This is a genomic window from Staphylococcus sp. mip270_02, assembly GCF_054031535.1.
This window is the reverse complement of the sequence record NZ_CM132934.1, coordinates 1,473,047-1,493,826: the sequence shown is the minus strand read 5'-3', so window position 1 is coordinate 1,493,826 and position 20,780 is coordinate 1,473,047. Positions and strand designations below refer to the sequence as shown.

Annotated in this window: 21 protein-coding genes, 8 tRNA genes and 1 pseudogene; 8 read left to right on the top strand and 22 right to left on the bottom strand. The window is 30.6% G+C overall.

The window, feature by feature from the left end:
• Positions 1-25 precede the first annotated feature (25 nt).
• Entirely contained in the window at positions 26-799 is a 774-nt protein-coding gene (locus ACW5YJ_RS07045) for an alpha/beta hydrolase family protein (RefSeq protein WP_171915699.1), read from the bottom strand.
• Positions 783-1,253: an RNA deprotection pyrophosphohydrolase gene (gene ytkD / locus ACW5YJ_RS07040; RefSeq protein WP_167750752.1), complete on the bottom strand. Its 471-nt coding sequence runs from the start codon at positions 1,251-1,253 to the stop codon at positions 783-785. Before ytkD ends, ACW5YJ_RS07045 begins: the two co-directional genes overlap by 17 nt.
• A gap of 72 nt (positions 1,254-1,325) precedes the next feature.
• On the opposite strand from ytkD, the gene yidD reads away from it, so the two are divergent.
• Positions 1,326-1,565 (top strand): membrane protein insertion efficiency factor YidD, encoded by a 240-nt coding sequence (gene yidD / locus ACW5YJ_RS07035; protein WP_119604210.1) that lies wholly within the window; start codon positions 1,326-1,328, stop codon positions 1,563-1,565.
• Here yidD and menC read toward each other — a convergent pair.
• The gene (gene menC, locus ACW5YJ_RS07030) at positions 1,559-2,563 is read right to left on the bottom strand and encodes an o-succinylbenzoate synthase (RefSeq protein WP_153672323.1); all 1,005 of its coding nucleotides are present in this window, start codon (positions 2,561-2,563) and stop codon (positions 1,559-1,561) included. The genes yidD and menC overlap by 7 nt on opposite strands.
• Positions 2,564-2,581: 18 nt before the next feature.
• Entirely contained in the window at positions 2,582-3,961 is a 1,380-nt protein-coding gene (gene menE / locus ACW5YJ_RS07025; RefSeq protein ID WP_457338052.1) for an o-succinylbenzoate--CoA ligase, read from the bottom strand.
• Positions 3,962-4,226: 265 nt separating this feature from the next.
• Here menE and ACW5YJ_RS07020 point away from each other — a divergent pair, with 265 nt between their 5' ends.
• The 4 genes from ACW5YJ_RS07020 to ACW5YJ_RS07005 all read left to right on the top strand — a co-directional run bounded on the left by ACW5YJ_RS07020 (position 4,227) and on the right by ACW5YJ_RS07005 (position 8,166).
• A complete protein-coding gene (locus ACW5YJ_RS07020) occupies positions 4,227-4,790 on the top strand; it encodes a PepSY domain-containing protein (protein WP_457338051.1) in 564 nt (187 codons plus the stop codon).
• Positions 4,791-5,535: 745 nt separating this feature from the next.
• A complete protein-coding gene (locus ACW5YJ_RS07015) occupies positions 5,536-6,537 on the top strand; it encodes a glycosyltransferase family 2 protein (RefSeq protein ID WP_107552517.1) in 1,002 nt (333 codons plus the stop codon).
• A gap of 5 nt (positions 6,538-6,542) precedes the next feature.
• Positions 6,543-6,809: a hypothetical protein gene (locus tag ACW5YJ_RS07010; protein ID WP_017722216.1), complete on the top strand. Its 267-nt coding sequence runs from the start codon at positions 6,543-6,545 to the stop codon at positions 6,807-6,809.
• 52 nt (positions 6,810-6,861) lie between these two features.
• Positions 6,862-8,166 (top strand): trypsin-like serine peptidase, encoded by a 1,305-nt coding sequence (locus tag ACW5YJ_RS07005; protein WP_457338050.1) that lies wholly within the window; start codon positions 6,862-6,864, stop codon positions 8,164-8,166.
• 493 nt (positions 8,167-8,659) lie between these two features.
• On the opposite strand, the gene ACW5YJ_RS07000 is transcribed toward ACW5YJ_RS07005, so the two are convergent.
• From ACW5YJ_RS07000 to ACW5YJ_RS06985, 4 genes are all read right to left on the bottom strand, one after another.
• Entirely contained in the window at positions 8,660-9,166 is a 507-nt protein-coding gene (locus ACW5YJ_RS07000) for a staphylokinase domain-containing protein (protein WP_457338049.1), read from the bottom strand.
• 437 nt (positions 9,167-9,603) lie between these two features.
• Entirely contained in the window at positions 9,604-10,113 is a 510-nt protein-coding gene (locus tag ACW5YJ_RS06995) for a YagU family protein (RefSeq protein ID WP_153672326.1), read from the bottom strand.
• Between the two features lie 523 nt (positions 10,114-10,636).
• The gene (locus tag ACW5YJ_RS06990; RefSeq protein WP_119604033.1) at positions 10,637-11,059 is read right to left on the bottom strand and encodes a hypothetical protein; all 423 of its coding nucleotides are present in this window, start codon (positions 11,057-11,059) and stop codon (positions 10,637-10,639) included.
• 302 nt (positions 11,060-11,361) lie between these two features.
• Positions 11,362-11,553 (bottom strand): hypothetical protein, encoded by a 192-nt coding sequence (locus tag ACW5YJ_RS06985; protein WP_017722221.1) that lies wholly within the window; start codon positions 11,551-11,553, stop codon positions 11,362-11,364.
• An 878-nt stretch (positions 11,554-12,431) separates the two neighbouring features.
• Here ACW5YJ_RS06985 and ACW5YJ_RS06980 point away from each other — a divergent pair.
• A complete protein-coding gene (locus tag ACW5YJ_RS06980) occupies positions 12,432-13,334 on the top strand; it encodes an ABC transporter substrate-binding protein (protein ID WP_119604032.1) in 903 nt (300 codons plus the stop codon).
• Here the strand turns inward: ACW5YJ_RS06980 and ACW5YJ_RS06975 are convergent.
• Both ACW5YJ_RS06975 and ACW5YJ_RS06970 read right to left on the bottom strand, forming a co-directional pair.
• Positions 13,331-13,528, bottom strand: coding sequence for a Trp family transcriptional regulator (locus ACW5YJ_RS06975; RefSeq protein WP_107552425.1), 198 nt, complete (start codon positions 13,526-13,528; stop codon positions 13,331-13,333). The genes ACW5YJ_RS06980 and ACW5YJ_RS06975 overlap by 4 nt on opposite strands.
• A gap of 337 nt (positions 13,529-13,865) precedes the next feature.
• On the bottom strand, positions 13,866-14,030 hold the full coding sequence (locus ACW5YJ_RS06970; protein ID WP_241962529.1) for a YolD-like family protein: 165 nt from the start codon (positions 14,028-14,030) through the stop codon (positions 13,866-13,868).
• A gap of 46 nt (positions 14,031-14,076) precedes the next feature.
• Between ACW5YJ_RS06970 and ACW5YJ_RS06965 the strand changes: the two are divergent.
• Positions 14,077-14,651 (top strand): annotated as a pseudogene (locus ACW5YJ_RS06965) (tyrosine-type recombinase/integrase); the annotation flags it as partial.
• 25 nt (positions 14,652-14,676) lie between these two features.
• Here the strand turns inward: ACW5YJ_RS06965 and ACW5YJ_RS06960 are convergent.
• From ACW5YJ_RS06960 to hemE, 12 genes are all read right to left on the bottom strand, one after another.
• Positions 14,677-14,765, bottom strand: a tRNA-Ser gene (locus ACW5YJ_RS06960).
• Between the two features lie 39 nt (positions 14,766-14,804).
• Positions 14,805-14,876 (bottom strand) — tRNA-Glu (locus ACW5YJ_RS06955).
• A gap of 1 nt (position 14,877) precedes the next feature.
• A tRNA-Asn gene (locus ACW5YJ_RS06950) sits at positions 14,878-14,952 on the bottom strand.
• Positions 14,953-14,962: 10 nt separating this feature from the next.
• A tRNA-Gly gene (locus tag ACW5YJ_RS06945) sits at positions 14,963-15,036 on the bottom strand.
• Between the two features lie 13 nt (positions 15,037-15,049).
• Positions 15,050-15,125: transfer RNA gene (locus ACW5YJ_RS06940), tRNA-His, on the bottom strand.
• A 20-nt stretch (positions 15,126-15,145) separates the two neighbouring features.
• Positions 15,146-15,218 (bottom strand) — tRNA-Phe (locus ACW5YJ_RS06935).
• Positions 15,219-15,229: 11 nt separating this feature from the next.
• Positions 15,230-15,305, bottom strand: a tRNA-Asp gene (locus tag ACW5YJ_RS06930).
• A gap of 9 nt (positions 15,306-15,314) precedes the next feature.
• Positions 15,315-15,388: transfer RNA gene (locus ACW5YJ_RS06925), tRNA-Met, on the bottom strand.
• A gap of 376 nt (positions 15,389-15,764) precedes the next feature.
• Positions 15,765-16,322 carry an RBBP9/YdeN family alpha/beta hydrolase gene (locus tag ACW5YJ_RS06920; protein WP_017723155.1) on the bottom strand — a complete coding sequence of 186 codons (558 nt, stop codon included), beginning with the start codon at positions 16,320-16,322 and terminating at the stop codon, positions 15,765-15,767.
• A 180-nt stretch (positions 16,323-16,502) separates the two neighbouring features.
• On the bottom strand, positions 16,503-17,897 hold the full coding sequence (gene hemY / locus ACW5YJ_RS06915) for a protoporphyrinogen oxidase (RefSeq protein ID WP_017723156.1): 1,395 nt from the start codon (positions 17,895-17,897) through the stop codon (positions 16,503-16,505).
• Positions 17,898-17,914: 17 nt separating this feature from the next.
• A complete protein-coding gene (gene hemH, locus ACW5YJ_RS06910) occupies positions 17,915-18,838 on the bottom strand; it encodes a ferrochelatase (protein WP_017723157.1) in 924 nt (307 codons plus the stop codon).
• 85 nt (positions 18,839-18,923) lie between these two features.
• Complete coding sequence (hemE, locus tag ACW5YJ_RS06905) at positions 18,924-19,958, bottom strand: uroporphyrinogen decarboxylase (RefSeq protein WP_017723158.1); 1,035 nt, start codon at positions 19,956-19,958, stop codon at positions 18,924-18,926.
• 262 nt (positions 19,959-20,220) lie between these two features.
• On the opposite strand from hemE, the gene ACW5YJ_RS06900 reads away from it, so the two are divergent.
• Positions 20,221-20,724 (top strand): signal transduction protein TRAP, encoded by a 504-nt coding sequence (locus tag ACW5YJ_RS06900; RefSeq protein ID WP_107551665.1) that lies wholly within the window; start codon positions 20,221-20,223, stop codon positions 20,722-20,724.
• Positions 20,725-20,780: the final 56 nt, after the last annotated feature.

Below are 20,780 nucleotides of genomic sequence, written 5' to 3'. Positions count from 1 at the left end.
CAATCCTCTCTTTTGATTTACTCTATTATATTTTATTCTCTTCCACATCTATCATCCACTGTTTAATTTCACAAAGCGTTTGTTTTAGTGCAAATGGTCTCGGTACATGACCTTCTAACATTTGATAAAACGTACGATAAGTTGTTCCCTTTTCCTCTAATTGCTGTGCTAAATGATAGGCATGATGAATGCCTACTTGCTTATCTTTTCCACCATGAACAATAAGTATAGGCGGGCTAGACTTAGTAATTTGAGCTAATGCATCTCGCTGCTGATAGGCAACAGCTTGCTTTTTAGGATGACCAATCATGCGTTTCAACATACCTCTTAAGTCAACGCGTTCTTCATACATTAAGTATATATCAGATACTCCACCCCAGATAATATAACTTGAGATTGGTAAATCTTGAAATGTGAGCAAACCCTGAAGTCCACCTCTGGAAAATCCAACCATATGAATGGTAGCATAAGGGTATTTTTGATGCAGTATACGTATAGCAACCGTGACATCATTTAAATCCGCTCCATAAAATTCATCTTTCCCCTCACTACCGTTATTACCTCTATAATATGGACCAAAAACTAAAGTGCTTTTATTTGCAAATTGCATCATTCTAGCTGCTCGTACTTTACCTACTTGGCCCTTACCACCTCGTAGATATATCACAATTCTTTTTACATCTTCTTTTGGCGTCATTATTAAGCCTCGAACTTTTAAGTTATCGACACAATACGTGACTTCATCAAATATATGATGTATTGATTCAATTGGCATACGCTTTCTATTTATAAAATCCAAGTGATATCACTCTCTCTAAACAGTGTAAAATCGCATCGTCCTTCAACAAATAACTTTTTTTACTCTCTGGTATCTCAGCTATATTCTTATAAAATAAAGGGCCATTTGTTTCTAAATAATCATCTTGATCACTTATCTCTGATACATTTACCATAAATACATCTTTTGTGAAAGATAAGCCATTCGTACGTTGTACTTCATATTGTGCAATATACTCACAATGCGCTATCTTTGCTCCAGTTTCTTCAAATAACTCCCGTGCAACAGCTACTTCACTTGTTTCTCCGTCTTCTTTTTTACCGCCTGGGAATTCAACACCACGTAATTTATGGTTTGTAAATAGCAACTGATTTTTATATTTCGGAATAATAAGTACATGATTTCCGTCAGCAATATCTTCTTTATCTTTATATGATAAATATACGTTGTCATTATCTTTATCTTTAAACTTCATATACATCACTCTTCCCCTTATTATGTTAAACTAACTATGCTAAAGCTAAGTTATTTGTTGGAGGCAAAATTTATGAAAACTATATTTCTTGGACTCATCCATATTTATCAACGATTTATATCGCCCTTGACGCCCGCAACTTGCCGTTTTTATCCTACTTGTTCTGAATATACCAGAGAGGCAATTCAGGTATATGGTGCATTAAAAGGTACTTGGTTAGGTATTAAAAGGATTTCAAAATGCCATCCGCTTCATAAAGGCGGCTTTGATCCAGTTCCCCTTAAGAAAAAAGATAACAAAAAAAATCAATAAATTCGTGTTAATCTTGTACTTTTAACCTTTGGAGGCTCAAAATAGATTGAGTCTCCTTTTAATATACCTGCACGATCAACCACATCTTTTTCAAAATAATAACCTTCTGGTGTGATATCACTGGGATAACTAGAAAATTGGGCTAACATCGCAGTAAAATATCTACTTAATCCATACTCATACATACCACCTATGACTATTTTTACATTTTTTTCCTTAAGAATTTTAATAGTATCCATCACTTTATCGATTCCACCTAGTCTAAATGGTTTCAATACAACAACATCTATAGCGAAATCATCTATCACTTCTAAAATGTTATTTATCGTGTCTGCCTTTTCATCTATAGCAACTGGTGGTAATTCGTATGCATCAAACTGATTTAGTTTATTTAAAAATTTAAATGGTTCTTCAATATACAATAATTGATCATACCCAATTGTTGTTAGCTTTGCTATCTCCGAATCGGTTATAGATTCATTTGCATCTACAACAATATCTGGTTTAAATGGTAATTGTTTAATTGATTTAATATCACTTAAAATTGAATCAGACCATTTCACTTTAACACGTTGGGGTTGTGTTTGGGATAATTGCAAAATATTTTCTTCTGCTAAACCGCTAATTGTTGCACCATAGGCTACGCTAAAATCTGTTAATTTGAAAAACATTTGATAACAGGCCATTACAATCATACTTCTAGTTGCCGGATATTTAGATAGATGTTTTAAACTACATAATATTTCATCGAATGTATAAAACTCTATATCTTTAATACTTTCGAACCAATCTTTCACTTGGATTTGGGCATCATCAATCGTTTCATTTGTATACCAATCAGTTTCAAACGCATTACACTCTCCATAGTAATATGAATTATTTTCCGTAACTAAAGCTACAAACAATGCTTTACGTGTTTCTAGTTTTATTTTAGGTGTAATTATTGGTGTATTAAAACGCTCGTCATAGAGGTATAGATGCATATCAACTATTTTCATATAAACTCCTCATTACTTTTATAAATGATTTCTCTGCAATTTACCTGTTGATGTATAAGGTAACGAAGTAACACGTTTAAATTGTTTTGGCACTTTATACTTTGCTAGATGATTTTGGAAGAATTCTATTAAATGTTTATTGGTTAAAGCTTCTGAAGCAACATAATATAAATAAGGTACTTCTCCCCATGTAGCATCTTCAACACCAACACACATTGCATCTTCGATAGATTCGTGCTTTTTAGCGACTGTTTCTATTTGGTAAGGGTAGATATTTTCTCCACCACTTATAATTAAATCTTTTCGACGATCATATACCATGACATAACCTTCTTCATCTATTTCTGCTATATCACCAGTCTTAAAATAACCATCTACAAATGTATCTTTTTTATGCATTGGAAAAAGATAACCATTCATGACATTGTCACCTTTAATCAATAATTCTCCATGACCATTAACATTTGGCTGCGAAATCTTCACTTCAACATTATCGCTAGGTTTTCCAACCGTGTCTGGTCTTAGTTTCAACATTCTTGGTGTTGCTGTTAAGAATTGCGAACACGTCTCAGTCATACCAAAAGAATTATAAATCGGTAAACCATAGTCTAACGCTCTATTTATTAACGATGTGGTTAGTTTAGCTCCACCAAGCAATATTTTTTCGATCGAAAACGGTTGATGCCATCCTTTGTCCATTAACCATTTTAGTGTTTGTGGTACTAATGATATATGTGTGGGTGTTTCCTCTTTAATTATCTTCATCATTTTATCAGCGTCAAATTTCGCTTCAAGTCGTAATGTAAAACCCTCAATTAACGCTCGTAACACTACACTCAAACCAGAAATATGATAAATCGGCAATACCGATAACCATTTCGTAGATTGATTAAATCCAAGACTCTCTTTACAACCTAATGCACTTGCATAATGGTTGTAAAAGGTTTGTGGCACTGCCTTCTGAGGACCTGTAGTACCAGAAGTAAACATAATCGATGCGATACGATCAATTGAGAACGGCGCTTCGAATTCGTACCCTTCTTGAGTCTGCAATGTTTGAAAATCTATCACTTTAATATCTCTTAAATGAAGCTGTTCCATCGCTATGACTGTACTTACATCTATAGATTTCATTTGAGCAATCATTTCTTTTTTAGTTAATCTCGTATTGACCATAGCTACTTCTATGCCTGCTACCCATGCAGCATTAATTAATACTATAGCTTCAATTGTATTGTTAATATATAAACCTATTCTGCTTAATTCTAATTGTTCTAGACTATAAGCGAGTCTTTTAGCTCTCTCATACATCTTTCCAAAAGTAATTTCATTCACACCATCATCGATAAATATTTCTTTATTATTTTGTTCAGCTTGTGTTTTTAACCAAAAATCCAATCTGTCATTCCTCCATCTCAGTTATAATTATTATAACGTGTTTATGTTTATTTAACAGTATTCATGCACAACACGTGTGATTTTTAATATTTTTCCTATTTATTAACTATTTTTACCTTTTTAAAATATAAATGTTACTTTCATTTTGAAATTTAGTTAAATCAACTCATTCAACAGGTTATAATCAAATTTTCACCTTTAATGTTTTGTCTACACCAAAGGTTGGGTAATTATTTATTGTAAAAATAATAAAGGAGTGAAACAGATGAAGTTAAAAAGTTTATCAGCAATAATGTTTTCTAGTTTATTATTAGCTAGTTGTGGAAATGGTTCATCTGACAGTGATTCAAAATCTGAAAATAAAAAAGATACAAAATCCGATAACCAAGTTATCGCTATCAACAAAATCAAAACAAGTCCTGATGACGCTATCAAAAAGGCCCAAGAAACATACGACAACCAAAATTTAAAAGGCATCTCATATGAAAGAAGCAATGGCGAATGGGCATATAAAATTGAACAACAAGGTGATAATAAAGAATCAGAAGTTATTATCTCTGATAAAAATAAAAAAATCTTGAATAAAGAACAAGAGAACGAAGATTCAATTAATAATAACGAAGCATTTAATTATAATGAAGCCATCGATTATAAAGACGCCATTAAAAAAGGTCAAAAAGAATTTGACGGAGACATCAAAGAGTGGTCACTATCAAAAGACGATGGGAAACTCGTTTATGATTTAGACCTTAAAAAAGATAAAGAAAAACACGAAGTGACTATTGATGCTAAGAATGGCAAAGTATTAAATAACAAACAAGATAATTAAATATTTCTAAGTTAAGTATTTAATTATATTCAGTGATTCAAAAAATCCATTTCTATTAATTCACAATTTTTATCATAATTAAGAAATTATAAATGAAAGAAAAACACTTAAATTAAACTATTACTTTTGTTAAATATAAGCATTTGTGCTATATGGGTACTGAGAGAAACCTTAACTATTTAAAACGAAATTCGTTGTTCTTTATTAGAAAAGTTGACTGGATTGAAAACTTTAATAACACTTTCTTAATTTGCTGTTGAAGCTCTTACACAAGAATCACTAACTTAATATTATATTTACAAGCGCCAAAGCTCTTGCTTAAGAACTGCTAACTTAATAAATTAATTATTGGTTCTTTAAAATAATTGCTTGAGCTGGTGCTTATACATAAGACTCACTTCAGTAACCCACTTTATAACAAATATTAACTTCTAAATATCTTACCAATTGTCAGTCTATATTTTACTTTATAACTCTACTATAGCAATTGTATAACACATCCTTTAATATACCTCCTCCCCTATATTATTAATCCGCTTACATCATTTACTAAATAAAAAATTACTTGCATAACCTAAAATTAAAATAAATCGTATTACTATTTAATATTTTATTTTCATATATAACTTTCGTTAATCTAACTTATTTTTTTATTATTTTTGCTTGTACTTATTTTAAAAAACGACTAACTACATATACTAATAATGCCTTCTTTGCTAACTTTGTAAAAAAGGAGGCGTTTAAAATTAAAAAAGTCAGCATAGTTATGCCAACATACAATAACGATTGTTCTCTTTCTCGTACAATCGATTCTGTTATTAATCAAACAATGGAGAAAACCAATTATGAGCTAATAATTGTAGACGATCATTCAACTAACTCGAATACATTAAATATTATTAAATCCTATACAAAAAAATACAGTAAGTTAATTAAATTCAAACGACTAAAATTCAACAGTGGTAGTGCTAGCAAACCAAGAAATAAAGGTATTGAAATGAGTAGTGGTCAGTATATTTTCTTTTTAGATTCTGACGATTTTTTACACCCGCGTACTTTAGAAGACTTATATAATTATGGAATTAAACATAAAAGTGATTTGATTATTGGGAAATACGGCGTTAAAGGTAAAGGTAGAAGCGTACCTAAAGCTATATTTGAAAATGGAAATGTTCCGAAAGCTAATATTATTGAAAATAGTATGTTCTATGCTTTATCTGTACTCAAAATGTTTAAAAAAGCAATTATAGATAAAAATAAGTTAAGATTTAAAACATTTTCACAAACTGGTGAAGATCAACTATTCACTATAGAATTTCTAATGAACTCTAGGAATTATGCTATAAAAACAGATTACGAATACTACGTCGTAGTCAATAATTTTGATAATGGTACACATTTATCACATCATAAAAGTTCAGGGAAACAGTACTTTGCAACAATTAACGAAATTTATAACACTATTTACAAAAGCCCTATTTACAAAGATCAAAAAACACGGGACCAATTTGCTGGAAAATTTACTACGCGGTTATTTAGACACGGGCAAAAGAAAAATTTTGCAATTAGTAAAATGAAATATGAAGATAAAATTGAATGGTTGAAGTATTTTTCAAAAACACTTAATAGTGTGCCTAGAAGCGCCGATCAGTATGTTACACAAATTTTCAATATGAAATTAGAAGCCATAAGACAAAATAATTTGTTAGCTGTTATGGCAGCAGATAAATTCATTAAAGGAGAATAACTAAAGTGCATGATTACAACTATAATGATACAAAAAAGCTTGAATTAAATGCCATAGATATAAAAAATAACAAGAACAAAATTGAATGGATATATGCAAATTATGAAAATATAACCTTAAAAATCCAAAAATATGATATGCCTTGGTTAATTATGAACGGTTATAAAATTGCAAGAATTAAAAACTTAGATACGACAGCATACTTTAATGACTTAAAAGTAGTATTTGATTTTACCAAGGACAAACTAATTTATGTGACATACAGCGATTAATTAATTTAGGAATATTACTTTTACAATTTTGTTTTTAGGAGAATTTAAAATAATGAGAAATTTAATAAGGAGATCTCTTTTAATAATATCGATTCTATTGCTCATCTCTTATGTTTTAAAAGAGAAAAGTGTTGATGCATCATCACTAAACAATGATGATACATATATAACTGAACCCACAAAACCTATAAAAGATGCTACACCTGTTGATTATGAGATACCACAAGAAAACCTTAGACCTATAGAAGAAGCCACTGGAAGTGATATAGAAAGAATTTTAGGCAAAGATGACCGTATATTAGTAGAAAATTATACCTCTTATCCCTATAAAACTATAGTACTTTTAAACATGACATTTAACAATATAACTTATATTGGTACAGGTACTGTGATTGCTCCTGATACAATACTTACAGCAGCGCATAACGTTTACGATTCAAGACTTGGCGGTTGGGCTACTGAAATAACAGCTTATGCTGGAGCAAGAGCTAACAAAGCTACTATAGGTAAAGCAAAAGTAGATAAAAAATATGTATTACCAGAATGGATCAATTCTCAATCTTCTCAACATGATTTAGCAGTTATTAAGTTAAAAACCTCTCTTGGAGACCAAACAGGTACTTTAGGAATAACTAACGAAATGAAATTAAGCGAACCTATAGAAACAGCTGGATACCCTGCTGATAAAGGCGGTTGGACATTATATAAAGGAAACGGTCTATTAAAAAAATTTACTAATTTTAATGTTTATTACGATATAGATACTTATGGTGGACAAAGTGGCAGTCCAGTATGGAATAGAGACAAGAAAATTATTGGAGTACATGCTTATGGTTCTAGCCCGCTAAACTTTGCCACCAAAATAAATGATACAAATTTGAAATTAATAAAAAAATGGACAAACATTCCAGTTGGTCATGTCTACAACAAAGATGTCACTGTATCCAAAAGTAACATTTCGGTTTGGAACGATTTTCAATTTCATATTAAGAAACCCCTGACTCATATTAAACTCGGTAATGTTTATAAAGCGAAATATATATACAAACATAACAATGGACAAACTTATTTATCTATATATGATAATAAAAATAAATGGATAGGTTATTTTAATAAAAGAGATGTTTCTGATTTAAAAGGAACGCTACTGAATAAAAAAGTCAAAATAAATAAAAACAATTATGTAATCTGGGATTCTTTTTATTTCGATAACAAAAAAGGTCTAAGCAAAAACTTCTATGGTAAAACTTTAAATGCCAAATATAGTTACGTACTTGGTAATAATGAAGAATTTTATTCTTTATATGATTCCAAAAATAAGTGGGTAGGCTACATAAATAAAAAAGCCACACAGTAATGTATCTAAATAAACATATTAGCTGTAATACTATAAATGAAGCACAATCTAGAAATAAAATTCATAATACTAACTCTAACAAGCAACTTTTAAATGATGTATATTCTATATTGAATATGCTATTTCACCTAATATAAATAAACTAGTTAAATGTCTCGAGGCTAGTAATGCTTCTCTTATAATCTGAAAATTTCTATTCAATTTACTATTAAAATTATGTTTCAATAAACATGGATATATCAATAAAGTTTGTTCTGTTCTAAACAGGATATACATAACTATAATTAAATTCTTTGCATAAAAGCCACTAACTCATTAAATTGAATAGTGGCTTTTTTATAGAAAAATTTTTATGAAGTTGAATAACATTTTTAATATTGTCATCTATGTATGACTGATCTATTAAGATAATAACTAAAAACACAAATCAAACCATTGACCTTAATTCTTCATGTATAAATATCATAAAAATAAAAAAACAGTCCATTTGAATTTACTTAGGATTCCGTTCTTCAACAACTACGTCTGTTACTATAACAAAACCAGGATTGTGCACATGTTCAGACAAATCAGGAATAATAAACCCTTTTTCTGTTACAGGAAAATATTCTGTTACTACTTGTTTTTCTGTTTTGCTAAAATATGAAACTTGGACTTTAGCTTTTGAGTCCAATTCTACAACTCGATATTTGTTATAAACATGTGCATCAAGTGTCCACTCAATATAGTTTATAACATCTTTCTTTGTAAGTACCTTTCCTGGTTTTAATGGAAATTCTACATAACGAGGTTCAAAACTATTTTTCCCTTGTTTATCATGGGCAGTTATTCTCACGATTAAATGTGGTCCGGCAATCTCTTGATAATCTCCTCTATCTCCCCCTACTTTAAATAAATTATAATCAATAGTAGATGCATTTACTTCAGAATTAATTACAGGCGTATAAGCCACGCTACTTGCTATCAAAGAAACTACAATAACTTTTTTATAATTTTTCATTTTAAATCACCTCTTTATTTTTTTATATAATAACACAAAATAAGAATGCAATTATTATTTATTTGTTACAATTTTTTAACAAACAAAAATAACAGGCGAATTATGTATCAAAGAGAAAAATTTCTGCCGACAAAAATTAAAATAAACCACCTCTTAAATTAAGCGGATTGTTTTCTCCGTGATTTTTAAATTTAAATTTATTTTATATAACCTTTACAGAACTAACACTTATTTGTATGTGTCATAGATTATATGTACATTCAATCTACCAATAAATAATCCCTATTGTATGTACATAAAAATTATGATTCACTAAGGAATAAGCATTATCCTTTTACCCAATAAATGCACACACTAACTAGTCATACATATATCGGAATCAAAAAGGGATGCACTTATATAAAAGTACATCCCTTTCATTCGAATAAATGTTTGAATTAATATTTATTTACCTTCAACTCATTTTTACATACAAAATATCTACGAACAAATTCTATAACCATCATCCACACAACATGACCAAACAATTCAGATACATGTTCGTGGAATGGTTGCTCTAAAGCATTTGGAACGATATTCATTATTGGCATTATAATTAAATGAAAGACTATCCAAACAACTAGACCAAAAATAGAACCATAGCCAATTGCTACTTTTGAAAAATATTTGACTAGCATAATATAAATGAACGCAAATGCTATTGAAAAACTAAAATGAACAATAAAACTTACCCAAGGCATTGATTGTTCTGAAAATTGATAACTCATATGTGTAAAATCTGAGCTAAAACCAAACTTTTGTAGTAATTCTTGTGGTGGATTAGTTGCATTACGCTCTGGGGTCCTAGGCGGTAGCATAACTTCCCATCCTAATTTCACTATTCCCGATAATAGCCCACCAATGATAGTAGCATAAATAATTTGAGTAAACGATAATTTTTCTTTCATTTTAAATTCTCCTCTACGCGTCAAAATGACATAATTTTAAAAATTTTATCAAATTTAAATAGAGGAAACAATATAATTATTATTTATATTTTGTCTGTTTTTCGACATTAGTATTATTAAAAAATGTCTTCAAATCAATTAGATTTAAAAAAGCTTTCTGTAAGTTTTTTTCACAAAATAAACTCATCTAACTATTCAAACGCTTTGCTCAAAACGATATCATTAAGTAATCTTTACAGCTTGAGGTGTAATATTGGATAATGTCTTCCTCGTTGATCCTATTGAGATTCTTTATACTTTTTAAATCCATTTTTGATATAAAAATTTACAGCATTATAGTTATCTTTATTTACGTCAGTATAATGAACTTTGTTTTCTTGAATTAGATACTATAGTATTTTAGTACCATATCCTTTCTGAAAATATTTTGTATCTATAAAAAGCATTTCTAAATTTTTGTTCGTTTGTACCTGATAAACCAATTGCTTCGTAAGCATTAAACCACAAATAAGCTTCAACAAATTTAAAATATATCTTGATGACAAAACTTTTCTTGAAAGGCAAGTAAACTTTCCTTAACAAAATTACAATCTTTATCTTTAAAATGGATTGCAGCTTCATGTTTTAATGGTAATCTATCTTTCATAATTTTAACTCTATCTTTGAAAAAATCGTCTATATTACCGTAAATCATTATATCTTCATTTAAACAATCGGGTATAGTTAGTAATTCACTGCCTATGGTGTATGCGCTAAATAATTGATAAAACGACTCGTCATCAATTGAATCTAAATATAGTAATTCTTTTCTTTTATCTCTTGGATGCTTAAACAACTTGTAAAAAAACTTAGATATATAATTTTTTTCTTGATAATATCTTTGTTCTGTTAAACTTTCATTTTCCAATAATTTTAAGTAACTATTTATATTTACATTTAAAGACAATAATAACACCCCATTGATATTCTTTATTATAAATACCCTATATTATAAAAATCAAAATATTTTTAAAGAATAAAACAGCCAAGAAAATAGAATAACTAATGCATTGGTATTTTAAAATTTCGTACAATACTACGGCAATATTTATGACTACTACTTTAATAGTATTTATATAAATGATTGTCTATTAACTATAAACCTTAAGGTAATAATAGTATAAATCTTTCGCCAGATATCTTATGGAAGTAAATTTCGTGTTTATATTCACGTGGTGCGTCTGAGTTTGTTATCTTCATAGTACTAACTTAAAAGAATGAAATAATTTTACTAGCTTTAACAATATCCTTTGTGAAGAAAAATTGTTTACCCTCCCCAGTATATGCTGGATTCAAAATCATGTTTGCTTTTGTAGAATAAAGCCATTCTGGATTGATTCCTGAATTTAATATATCTTGAAATTCTTGAAAAGTTTTACTCCAATCTAAATTGGGTTCCATGTAATCACCTCAAGTATATAATAGAACATTTGTTCTCTTTAATCAATTTAATACTTCTTTTGTAACATAATATAAAAAACGTCACGTTTTTTCAGACAAGAAAGGAGAACATAAAAGATTTCAAAAATATTGAAGATAAGTTAGAACATACAAGGAGCAGTAGATAGAATGAAAACTTTATTAAAGAAATAGCCATAAAATATGAAATAATCGCATATCAGGAATTATTGTAAAAAGAATAATAAACTTGTACTTATTAAATCTCCAAATAAAAAGTCTATTTCAACTTTTACAAAACTATAATCAATATAAAATGTAGTTAATTAAGTAATGAGAAAAGTTGGATAGATATTTAAGACTGCCAAATTATTAAAAACCCACCTATTCTGAACTGACCCCCGTCAAGTAAACACTAAAAAAAAAATGTATTTTGGCTATCTTCATATTTGTGATATGAGGGTAGCCATTTAAAAGTACCTCTATTTCAATTTACGTCAACGAAACCTTAATTTTGACATAGTTTTATTAATTTTTACGCCAATTTGGCATGAAGTTGGCATAAATTATAAAAAGTAATACAAAACAAAAACACCGAAACCCTATTATATCAAGGGTTACGGTGTCTCAGGAAAGCTCAAATTATGTAATTAACGGAGAGTGAGGGCATTAGTTAACTTTCTAATTCATATTAAAATGGTTAAATACGCTAAATAACAGCATTTTGTTTATAACTAAAATTAAAGAAATATAACTAAATTGACACGTATTTGACACGTAAAACAACCCGTCTATTCATTTAGGCGTTTTTTTCACTTTCGCTATTGATAATAAATATCAATTAGTTCATAATTAATTAAAATACTAAAAGGAATGATTTTATGAAGAGAACTATCGTCTTATTTATAGCTTTATTACTTGTACTCACTGGATGTGGACAAAGCAAGTCATCATATTCAAAGGAAACAAAAACCTTTGAAACAAAATCAGGAGATAAAATTAAGATACCAAAAAATCCAAAACGTATCGTCGTATTAACCTCAAATGGAGGGAACTTCAAAGACCTTGGGGTAACACCTGTTGGTATCGACGCCGACTTTCCAAAATCAAAATATGTAAATGAAAAAGGCTCTAAACGTATTAGTTCAGAAGATGTAGAAAGCGTTGCAAAATTAAAACCCGATTTAATTTTAACTTACGATGTTAACACTAAAATCAAAAAGTATAAAAAGATAGCCCCGACTATTCCTATCAAATACACAGATTACTCATATAAAGAAATGCATTTAGCTATTGGTAAAATTTTAGGTAAAGAACAAAAAGCCAAAGATCAAATTAAAGATTTAGAAAATCAATTGCGCCAAGATGGACAAGCTATCGAACAAAAAATTGGTAAAAATAAAACATTTACGGTTATGGAAATTCAACCAAAACAACTGTCAATTTTCGGAGAAAACTTCGGTAGAGGAACACCAATCATTTACCAAGAATATAAGTTTCCTTTCCCGAAAGGAGCAAAAGATGGCTTAGCTAAAAATGGCTTTAAAAAGGTTCCGTATGAAAAATACAATAAATACGCCGCGGATTATGTTTTAATTCCAACTGATTCAGGTAAAGTCGAAACCAACGATTTCACAAAATCTGAATTATGGAAGAATCAAAAAGCTTATAAAAACAGACACGTTTATTATTATTCTAAAGATAATGCAACATATTCAAATCCATCTTCACTAGAAAAATTATCAAATCATTTCAAAAATATTTTAACAAAAAAACCCACCTAATACAGGTGGGCTTTTGCATATTCGTATAATTTCCCTGCAGTTTCTAAGCTTAAATTATTTAAATCATTTTTACCGTTTTTCAATCTGCCAATTTTCGCACGACTAATACTCGTATCTTTTTCTATTTGGTAAGCTGTGATTTCAGATTCTAGTAATTTTTGTATAGTTTGATATATTTCATTGATCGCGTTCATTTAAAACACCCACTTAAAAATCAAGACAATTGTTACTAATACTAAAAAACCAATCATGAATTCTTTCTTTTCTACTTTAGTTGTTTTTCTAACACTCATTTGTATTTTCATTGTAATGCAGTGAGTAATATTGTATATTATTAATGAGAGGGGAGCGAACTCCCCATTTTGTTTATGGCTCGAATGTGAAGTCAATCTTGATAAAGTAGAAGTTTATCTTGATTGTGATTCTTACACATTTGAGCTTTTTTTGTTTACTCACTGTCTCCCTCACCTCCATAATACTATTATAACACGTTAGTACATGTTCGTCTACTATAATTTCCATCTTTTTTAACTATTTTATCTCCACAATATCTAACAAATTAACTTTACTGAAACCAGTTTCTTCATATAAATGTAGTATTTGTGTGTGAACATCTACTTTGTGTATATAACCCTCTTTCGTTTTAATATATCCATCTACAAAATAACGCAATTCAACCGTTGGGTCATGATACATTTTGAATATTAACTTATCGTTTAAATCATTTAATTGGTGGTCGCTTGAGGAACATTTTAAGTATATGAGCATTAAAAATTATTTAAACATGATTGATTTTTTTAAAGGTAAAAATGAGCAAAGTTATATTTTTTTTATTTATTAGCAATTACAGGCGCAAGATATAGTGATGCTATTAATATGAATTACGATGACCTAAATAAAGGAAATGGTGTTATACATTTACCTGGTACAAAAACTAAAAATTCAAAAAGAGATGTTGAAGTGAATCAAAAAGACATAATGTTAATTAATTCTAAGTTGTCTAAATTAGCTCGTAGAATTGATGGAAAGTTATTTGCTTTAAGTCATACAGCAGTAAATAAATCTTTTAAGCACGCGAAAAAAGTTATTGGATTAGATGATGATAATGTAACCCCCTACTCACTTAGACACACTCACACATCTTATTTACTTTCTAAGGGCTTACCTATCGAATATATTAGTAAACGTTTAGGACATGCTAGCATATCAATAACTTTAGATACGTACTCTCACTTGTTAGAAGAACATAAAAAAAAGCAAGGCCAACGTGTCAGAGAATTATTCTCTTGGCACATATTTGACACTTGCTCTTCTTAAAGCCTATTATATCAATTTTTACGTACGGAGAGTGAGGGATTCGAACCCTCGAGACGCTTGTGGCGCCTACACACTTTCCAGGCGTGCTCCTTCGGCCAACTCGGACAACTCTCCATATAAAAAAACAGAAGCGATATTTCACTTCTGTTTGTATGACCCCGACGGGACTCGAACCCGTGTTACCGCCGTGAAAGGGCGGTGTCTTAACCGCTTGACCACGGGGCCATGGCTCCACAGGTAGGACTCGAACCTACGACCGATCGGTTAACAGCCGATAGCTCTACCACTGAGCTACTGTGGAATAATTATAATGGAGCGGGTGATGGGAATCGAACCCACAACATCAGCTTGGAAGGCTGAGGTTTTGCCATTAAACTACACCCGCATTTTAACGATTATGGGGCGGATGATGGGAATCGAACCCACGAGTGTCGGAACCACAATCCGATGCGTTAACCACTTCGCCACAACCGCCAAAGTAAAAATCAAAAGAATGGTTCAGGACAGAGTCGAACTGCCGACACATGGAGCTTCAATCCATTGCTCTACCAACTGAGCTACTGAACCATAATTAAAAATGGCGGTCCCGATGGGATTCGAACCCACGATCTCCTGCGTGACAGGCAGGCGTGTTAACCGCTACACTACGGGACCTTTTGAAAATTGCGGGAGGCGGATTTGAACCACCGACCTTCGGGTTATGAGCCCGACGAGCTACCGAACTGCTCCATCCCGCGTTAATATTATTAATGACGACTACCTATTAAATATACCATAAATGTTAACTTAATGTCAACGTTTTTTTAAAATAATTTACATTGGCTTAATAAGTTTTAAAACTAAGTATGATAGTGGCTGTTTGCACATCACCTATCAAATAAGACTAACTCAGTATATAAAGATTTCATGGTTTAGTCAATGGGTTTCAAAAACTAATTTGTGTAAAAATGGTTTATAATAATATTATTTTAATTTTAGTTCCCTTTTTATATAAAAAATTAGTACCTTCGTCAATTTTTTATAGTTTTTAGACACTATATTAATCAAAAAAAAGTAACAATAGTTCAATAGATATAGACTTTCCACCTAAATAACTCTATTTAAGATTGTTATTTATTGACTCATAATACCTTGCATTTTACTTTGCAATCTTGTAAATGTTGTGAATCCATCATCTTCCATAAAATGCCCGCCATATTCAGTTACTTTACATTTTCCACCTAATGTATCCATTAACCTTTTAGTCTCTTCATATGATATGTATTTATCGTCTCTAGCGCACAAACCATAAAAAGATTCCACTCTTTCTTTAACTTGTTCATAATCGATTTGAAATTTTTCTGTGTAAGCTAATTCATCCGGCATTTGAACATCTTCCATAAATCCTGAAATACTAAACAAACCTTCTATATAATTTACATCCACTTCTTCAATAAATTTTAATGATGCTAAAGTACCAAAGCCATGCGTAACAAAATAAGTTTCATATTTATTAATTTGAATTTGTTGCTTCATTTCACTTATCCATTTTTCGATTTTGCTATCTTTTTCATATGGTAAATTAAATAATGTTACATTATAACCTTCTAATCTAAGATTATTTGCTAACCAATCATACCAATGATTTGATGCATCGCCATATTTTGAATGTACTATTACGATATCAGTCATAAATATCCCCCACTTTATCTGAATCTCATTAGCTATCTAATATACTAATTTTACAACTATTTCATTATCTCATATATTAATTTGAATTATAAATAATTATATATCCATAGCTAAAAAACCGTATCATCTATATAACTATTCGATAAATAGATGGTACGGTTAATTGTTATTATTTAATTATTATAATTCTGCTAATAACTCTTCTACAGCATTTTTACCTTGTTGAATACAATCAGGTAAACCTACCGCTTCGAATGATGCACCTGTAATACGTAGTTTTGGATAATTTTGTTTAATATGTGTTTGTATTGATTTAATTTTATTGATATGACCGACGTGATACTGTGGCATACTTTTAGGTAATCTGTTTACAATACTAAAGTCTGGAGCACCTTTAAATGTCATCATCTGGTTTAAATCTTTTTTAACAATATTAACTAATTCTTCATCTGTGTGATCATCTACAACTGTATCATTAGGCTTGCCTACATAAGCGCGTATAAGTACTTTGCCTTCAGGTGTCGTAAATGGCCATTTCTTACTTGTCCATGTACAAGCTGTTATGTCGGTTTCACTTGTGCGTGCAATGACAAAGCCAGTGCCGTCGTATGTGTTTTCAATATTTTTTTCGTCAAAGGCTAATACAACAGTGGCAACTGTTGTACAATCCATAGATTTAAAATAATCAAATGCAGGATCATTTCCAAACCATTGCATAAACGTTTGATGTGGTGTGGTCACTAACACACTATCGTAAGTGTCTTTATTTTCTCCACTGATAACTTCATAATTATTTTGTGTAATTATGATATCTTTAATTGGCGTTTGATATTTAATTTCAACACCTTGATTGACAACATATTCAGTCAAATATTCTATAAATGAACTAAGTCCATGTTTAAACTGTTTAAATTGTCCTTTAGGTGCACCTGGGTATAATTGACGCTGCTTTTGGCGCTGTATTTTTTCATGTCTCATGCCTTTAATCAAACTACCAAATTGTTCTTCTCTCTGCTTAAACTCGGGAAAAGTACTCATTAAACTTAAATCATCGATATTTGTACCATAAATACCACCCATTAAGGGCTCAATTAGATTTTCTAGTACCTCATCACCCAAACGTTCTCGGAAAAATGCGCCAACAGAAATATCTCCATCCATTTTTGTTGGCTTTTTAAATAAATCTAATCCAGCACGTATTTTCCCTTTGGGAGATATTAACTTTGTCTTTAAAAATGGTTTTATATCTGTTGGTACGCCTAGTATAGACCCACCAGGTATTGGAAATAATTTATTCTTTGCATAGATATAAGACTGTCCAGTTTGATTGGTAACCAAATCATTTTCTAAACCAATCTCTTGAGCGATATCAGTCATAATTTGTTTGCGACCTAAATAAGATTCTGGACCTAACTCAATAGTATAACCATCTTTTCTATATGTTTGGATTTTTCCACCAGTTCTATTAGAAGATTCGTATATAGTTACATCTACATCGGGACGTAATTTTTTTATAAAATAAGCACTAGATAATCCTGTAATACCAGCACCAATTATTGCGATACTTTTACCCAAATTAATTCACGCTTCCTTTAATAAACATTTTTTACTTCGTCAACGATTGCACCGATGAACAATGGATCTGTATTAGGCATTGAAGGTCTGTAATAATTTACTCCTAGTTCATCACAAACCACTTTACATTCATAATCGTTATCAAATAATACTTCTAAATGTTCGCAAACAAAACCTACTGGTGTATATATGAAATGCTTGTATCCATGTGTTTCATACAAAGATTTCGTCAAATCTTGAACATCTGGTCCTAACCATGGCGTGCCCGTATTACCTTCAGATTGCCATCCTTCTGCCACATGAATGATATCAGATTGTTCCTCTAATAATTGTGCAGTATGATGCAATTCATTCGGATAAGGATCATTATTTTTCTCAATCAATCCTTTAGGCAAGCTATGAGCTGATACTACTAAGACGGTTTCATCGTGCTCTTCACGAGGAATTCTTGTTAGTGTTTCATTAATTTTTTCAGTCCAGTATTGTATAAATTTAGGCTGTTGATAATAATGCGCTACATGTTTAAATTGAATACCAAATTTATCTGCTTCTTTTTGGGCACGTGTATTATAAGATCCCACTGAAAAACTTGAATAGTGTGGCGCTAATACAACCGTAACTGCTTCATCTATACCATCTTCATGCATTGATTGTACTGCATCTTCTATAAATGGAGAGATATGCTTCAAGCCTATATAAAGTTTAAATTGCACTTCATCATATGCTTCATTGAGCGCGTCTCGTAAAGCTTCAGCTTGTCTATTTGTTGTACCTGCTAAAGGAGACAGTCCTCCTATAAATTGGTATCTATCTTTTAAGTCTTGTAATTCTGCATCAGTCGGCTTTTTACCATGTCTAATATCAGTGTAATATGGTTCAATATCACTTTCTTTATATGGTGTACCGTAAGCCATTACTAATAAGCCTATCGTTTTTGTCATTTTTAAATCATCCTCTTGTATAATAAATTTTAGATGTATATGACATAAGTATTTGTAAATCTTGGTAGCCAATGTTTATGTCGTACTATCTTTGTGTATATTCATGTACAAACGTAGTCACTCGTTTTAAAGTTTCAGGTTTCACCTCTGGAAAGACTCCATGACCTAAATTGAAAATATGTTTCCCGTGCTCCATACCTTGATCTAAAATCACTTTTAGTCTTTCTTCTATAACGTCCCAAGGTGCTAATAACAGAGATGGATCTAAATTACCCTGTAACGTTTTATTAATATTCAACTCATTTGCCTCTTTAATAGATAAACGCCAATCTAAACCTAGAACATCGATTGGTAAAGAATTCCATTCATCGGCTAAATGACTCGCGCCAACTCCAAACAAAATAACTGGCACATTATATTTTGCTTTTATACCACTAATCAACTTATTCATAGCTGGTTTTATATAATAACGATAATCTTGAACATTTAATGCACCCACCCAAGAATCAAATACTTGAATGATTTGGGCACCCGCTTCTACTTGAGCGGCAGTATAAGTGATAGACATGTCAACAAGATGATCCATTAAAGCGAACCATGTTGCTTCGTCACTATACATCATTGCCTTTGTAAAATTATAATTTTTTGAAGGTCCACCTTCAATCATATAACTTGCTAAAGTGAATGGTGCGCCAGTAAAACCTATTAAAGGTACATTTAATTTTTCTTCAGTTAATAATTTAATTGTATCTAAAACATAAGGTACGTCTCGTTTTGGATTTATAGTGCCTAGTTTCTCAACATCTTGAATATTTTTTATTGGATTATGAATAACAGGGCCAATGCCTGATTTTATTTCAACGTCTACACCAATTGGTTGTAGTGGCGTCATAATATCTTTATAAAGTACTGCTGCATCTGTATTATAATTATCTACAGGTAAATGTGTTACATATGCACACAATTCTGGTTGGTGCGTAATTTCAAATAATGAATACTTTTCTTTTAATTTTCTATATTCAGGTTGTGACCTCCCTGCTTGTCGCATAAACCATACTGGAGTGTGCGAGACAGTTTCACCATTTATCATATTTAGGATTGTATTATTTTTATTATGCACCTTGTAATCCTCCTACATTGTAATCATTCTTATCTATAATACCATACTGCATTATTACTCGTATTTCATTGTGCTTAAATGTCATAAAAAAGACAAACTGTTAGCTTTTCACGATTTAATCATTTGACTATTGTTTTATAATAGAAATCAATTATAATGTTATCAAAGCTTATTTTATATCTATTTGAAAAATTAGATATATCTATAGTAAGGTATAGTAGTTAACTATACTTTCATAAACAAAGCAAGGGGGAAAATCTTTATGAAAATTTTTGCATCTTATGGGACGTTTGGTTATTTAAATCAAATCAGATTAAATAATCCTGACCATAACTTATTACAATTTTCTGCATCAGATTCTTCAGTAATTTTGGAAGAAACAGATGAAAAATCAGTATTAAAACAGCCTTTAATTTATGACATCCTTGAGTCTGAGGGAGACTTAAACGCAAACCATTTTTATTCTGTAATCTTTGTACCGACATCAGAAGATCATGCCTATCAACTAGAAAAAAGATTAGAAAATTTAACTACTGATTTCAAACAATTTGCAGGTTATAGATGCTACCGTTTCTTAAAACCAGAGCATGGGTTAACTTATAAAATTTACTTTGGCTTTGAAAGCAGGACAGCTTATGAAGACTTTAAAGCTTCCTCTGTTTTCAAAGATAATTTTGATAAACTTGCGCTTAGTCAATTCTTTGGCTCTAGTGGTCAACATTCAAGTTATTTCGAAAGATATCTCTTCCCAATCGATGATAACTAATTTTTCGTAAAGATCATAATCAAAATAAAATGGTCGTTGCTCATTTCATTTAATGA

Excerpts from the sequence above, each read along its gene's own strand:
- ACW5YJ_RS07020 (WP_457338051.1), top strand. The coding sequence starts at position 4,227 with ATGAAGTTAAAAAGTTTATCAGCAATAATGTTTTCTAGTTTATTATTA.
- ACW5YJ_RS07000 (WP_457338049.1), bottom strand. The coding sequence starts at position 9,166 with ATGAAAAATTATAAAAAAGTTATTGTAGTTTCTTTGATAGCAAGTAGC.
- ACW5YJ_RS06980 (WP_119604032.1), top strand. The coding sequence starts at position 12,432 with ATGAAGAGAACTATCGTCTTATTTATAGCTTTATTACTTGTACTCACT.
- ytkD (WP_167750752.1), bottom strand. The coding sequence starts at position 1,253 with ATGAAGTTTAAAGATAAAGATAATGACAACGTATATTTATCATATAAA.
- ACW5YJ_RS06975 (WP_107552425.1), bottom strand. The coding sequence starts at position 13,528 with ATGAACGCGATCAATGAAATATATCAAACTATACAAAAATTACTAGAA.
- menC (WP_153672323.1), bottom strand. The coding sequence starts at position 2,563 with ATGAAAATAGTTGATATGCATCTATACCTCTATGACGAGCGTTTTAAT.
- hemH (WP_017723157.1), bottom strand. The coding sequence starts at position 18,838 with ATGACAAAAACGATAGGCTTATTAGTAATGGCTTACGGTACACCATAT.
- ACW5YJ_RS06900 (WP_107551665.1), top strand. The coding sequence starts at position 20,221 with ATGAAAATTTTTGCATCTTATGGGACGTTTGGTTATTTAAATCAAATC.
- ACW5YJ_RS06995 (WP_153672326.1), bottom strand. The coding sequence starts at position 10,113 with ATGAAAGAAAAATTATCGTTTACTCAAATTATTTATGCTACTATCATT.
- ACW5YJ_RS06985 (WP_017722221.1), bottom strand. The coding sequence starts at position 11,553 with ATGGAACCCAATTTAGATTGGAGTAAAACTTTTCAAGAATTTCAAGAT.
- yidD (WP_119604210.1), top strand. The coding sequence starts at position 1,326 with ATGAAAACTATATTTCTTGGACTCATCCATATTTATCAACGATTTATA.
- ACW5YJ_RS07005 (WP_457338050.1), top strand. The coding sequence starts at position 6,862 with ATGAGAAATTTAATAAGGAGATCTCTTTTAATAATATCGATTCTATTG.
- ACW5YJ_RS06920 (WP_017723155.1), bottom strand. The coding sequence starts at position 16,322 with ATGACTGATATCGTAATAGTACATTCAAAATATGGCGATGCATCAAAT.
- ACW5YJ_RS06970 (WP_241962529.1), bottom strand. The coding sequence starts at position 14,030 with ATGTATCATGACCCAACGGTTGAATTGCGTTATTTTGTAGATGGATAT.